At 32.0% G+C, this 3,546-nt stretch carries 4 protein-coding genes; all 4 read right to left on the bottom strand.

The features are described from left to right. Positions 1-200 precede the first annotated feature (200 nt). A complete protein-coding gene (locus LS69_RS09795) occupies positions 201-623 on the bottom strand; it encodes a hypothetical protein (protein ID WP_138124579.1) in 423 nt (140 codons plus the stop codon). 99 nt (positions 624-722) lie between these two features. Continuing rightward, positions 723-1,718 carry an N-acetylmuramoyl-L-alanine amidase gene (locus LS69_RS09790; RefSeq protein WP_238699300.1) on the bottom strand — a complete coding sequence of 332 codons (996 nt, stop codon included), beginning with the start codon at positions 1,716-1,718 and terminating at the stop codon, positions 723-725. Then, complete coding sequence (locus LS69_RS09785) at positions 1,719-2,372, bottom strand: hypothetical protein (RefSeq protein ID WP_138124576.1); 654 nt, start codon at positions 2,370-2,372, stop codon at positions 1,719-1,721. Then, positions 2,369-3,546 (bottom strand): DUF5675 family protein (locus LS69_RS10620; RefSeq protein WP_194145493.1); only part of this gene is annotated, 1,178 nt, incomplete at its 5' end. The genes LS69_RS10620 and LS69_RS09785, both read right to left, overlap by 4 nt.

Below are 3,546 nucleotides of genomic sequence, written 5' to 3'. Positions count from 1 at the left end.
TTAAAATTATTTTGTATATGGTTAGTAAAGGTAAGTTTTTTATAAGCTTCTTTTTTTAACATATTTTCTACAATGTTGCCCTTATTATCTTTTTCTTCTAAGGATTATTTGTGGGTAAGTTGTTTGGATTATAATATTCATATTGTTTCGTTTTCTCTCCTATGATATTGCCATTATTGTCTATTTCTACGCCATATATTTCATTCACCATCACTCCAGGCTTGTGGATAGCAGTCTTTAGAAATGCAAACAAGTCCTATCCATTCAGATTCTGTTGTAATCCTAGTGATGCCACCAATACTGACGAAATTCCATATTTTACCAGCAAATTTTACCTTGCCTTTGTAGGTGCAACCAGCACCACTAAAATAATGCAAACTCCACACAACAATATGTTTTTTCAAATATTGTTCCATTTGTTTTGAATCTTTTGGTAGAGATTGCGTATTTTTGCAATGTTCCAATGCTTCTTGATTGCTCAAACCGCTATTTTTCCAATTTATTTCGGTATCCACTTCTAGCACTTCTATGGGCTGAATCTCCCACAAATGCGCATAAGGTGGAATCGGATTGGCAAAGATAATATTGCAACACAAAAGCCAAATTAATTTAATTTTTCTCATACAAATCTTTTGCTTCTCCTTTAGTTTTTTGCGGTGAAATATCATCGTGCTCATAAATATCATTATTTGTGAGATTATATTCTTTTTTGAGGATTTCTATCAGGTTTTTATAGAATCTTTTTGTGCTCGTGTAGGAATGTCCCAACTAGCGGTATAAGAAGTAATTTGTGGGTATTTCTTATCAATAGGCATTTTTTGTAAGTTATTTGCTTTCCCTACCACTTCTATACCAATAGATTCGCTGTTAATAGGATAGCGATTGGGATATATGAAATTTTTTTCCTCCTCTTTTCTTACATTATTATGAATTTGTTTTGGTATTTTGCCTTGATAATAATTTAAAATTTTCTTTCTATAATCTTCACCACAGATATTATTATTGTAGCATTTTGAGCCTATTTTACCCACATGTTGAGTCCATTTACATAAACTTGCACATTGATAGATTGCGCCATCTTTGTCAATAAGAAAGTGAGTGCCCACTCCCCTTAAAAATCCATTAATAGCTTGAAGCGAGGTGTCAGTATCCGTTCTATGCAACACGATAGCCTTAGTTTGTTGTTTGGTTAAACTGCCCTTTTCAAGTGCTGTTACTAATTGTCTTGTTTGGTCAGCATGTTTTACTTTTTGCCATATTTCCCTTGCCCTTTTTACCTCATTTCCACCTTTTGGACTCCAATGCAAATATCCCTCATCGTCTATAAAATAATTCTTGTTTTGGGATTCTATCTTTGGTGGTTGTGGAATCTTAAAATTATTTTGGATTCTTACTTCTATATTGTTTTTAAGAAAGTTCTCTAGTCTTTTATCTGTTTGTGTGGATTGATTGGTTTGTTCGTTTAAGCGTAAAACTACCTGTTTTACCATTGTTTCCATTTCTGTTTCAAGCATATAGGGTGCAACTTCTTTCTCTCCTATTAGCAAACAACCCTCACTAATTTTAGGGGATTCTCCTTTGTGGATTAGAATCCCTCTATTAACTCCTACAAACTCATTATGAAGTTTTAATACTTCTTTTCTTGTGTTGCCATTATGCAAACTCACTTCATCTCTCCTAAGTTTAATGAGAATGGGTTTGAATGTGTAGAATCCCATTCATCTATTAATCTCTCCAATCCATCTTATAATATTGCCTTTCTTATCAATCTCTACTTCTAAATCTTTGTATTTATTATAGAATCTTGGGGCTAGGATTTCGTTATAGTATTTGTCTCCTTTTTCTGTGCGAATGCAGTCAATATTATACATATTCCAATTTTTTGAATTCTTCCAAAAATCACCTTGTGCGGGATTAATATCTCCATTTCTATACAATTCTCCATAAATATAATTATCTCTTAAAAAAATCCAATTCCCATATTGGTTATTGGGCTTATATTGCGATAAATTAGGCGTATTGTCCTCTATGCCATATTCGCACATAGAACGATAAAAATCAATATATCCACCCAAAAAAAGCTGTCCAATTACTGCAATATAATCATCGGCATAGTTTGCTTGTGTGGATACATTCAATCCCTTATTGATAAAAAGAATATTCGTTGCTAAAATCGTTTCGCCTATCTCTCCGTTAAAATCAAGACTAGAGAGCACCATAACCTCAAAGTATTCTAGCATATCTGTTTTTTTGATATGGGGAATGTTTGCAAATAAAGCAATCTCATAATTTGAGCCTATTTTATCGCATACATTATCGGGTATTTGCAAAAACAAATCCTCAACATCTTTTTCAATGATTTTATATTTCATTGCCTCTTGTCCTTCAAATTGTGGATTGTAATATTATTGTCATTCTTAAAGACTAAATCCACAGCAGAACCTCCACTTTTGGAATTGTCTCTGATATTAATTTTTAAAGCCTTATCCTTTGACAAATAAGTATTGACTTTGACTTTTTCTATTTTACCATTTATATTTATCGTGCTTGTTGATTTGCCTATATATGTGGAATCCTTAATGACATCTTTGCCAATTATTCTTATCTGCTTGTTGTCTCTTGCCCAATAGACATTATCACTATTTTTTATATTTTTATATCCCTCTTTCTTCAATTCTTTAGAGGTCTTGAGTTTATATTTATTTCTTAGGAGACTTATAACTTCCCCTTTACTCAACGACTTAGGCTTTATAGGAGTAGATTTCTTTTTAACCTTTGGTTTGGGCTTATATTTTCCTCTACTTATGATTCCTAATCCCATTTCCAATGTAGTTTTTCCTATAGTGCGCCAAAGATTGCTTTCTTGTTCTATATCCCCTTGCGATTCTTCTTGATTTTCTTCATTAAACTCTATCTCTATAAACTCCCCACTCCCATCTTGTGTTTCTATTCTTATCACATTAGGAGGAATCTCATTTTGGGATTCTATCTTTGGTGGTTGTGGAATCTTAAAGTTATTTTGGATTCTTACTTCTATATACTGCATTATTTTATCTATATTGATCTTGTAATTCTTCCCAAATAAAGAAGTTTTAAAATTATTTTGTATATGGTTAGTAAAGGTAAGTTTTTTATAAGCTTCTTTTTTTAACATATTTTCTACAATGTTGCCCTTATTATCTTTTTCTTCTTCCGATTTGATTAATAAACACCCATCACTATTTTTAGGGGTATTGCCATCATGTATTAAAATATGCCTATCTGCATTAACAAAGTCATTATATAGATTGAGGGTATTGTTTTGAAAATGATGTGTGTCTTCTACTTTGCTTTTCTTATCCTTATCATCTTTATAAGTTTTATACAATTTTACCCCATACCTCCCACTAGGGATTCTAAGCTTAAGTTCTCCTCCTATACTATCAGGTCCATTTCTTTCTAAGATATAGGCATAAGGATTGCTTTTTGATAGGTTGTTTGGATTATAATATTCATATTGTTTTGTTTTCTCTCCTATGAGATTGCCATTGCTATCTACTCTTTTAT

The organism is Helicobacter sp. MIT 05-5294, assembly GCF_000765675.1.
Taxonomy (GTDB): Bacteria; Campylobacterota; Campylobacteria; order Campylobacterales; family Helicobacteraceae; genus Helicobacter_D.
The sequence above is the reverse complement of the archived record's forward strand: the minus strand, read 5'-3'. Positions and strand labels throughout refer to the sequence as shown.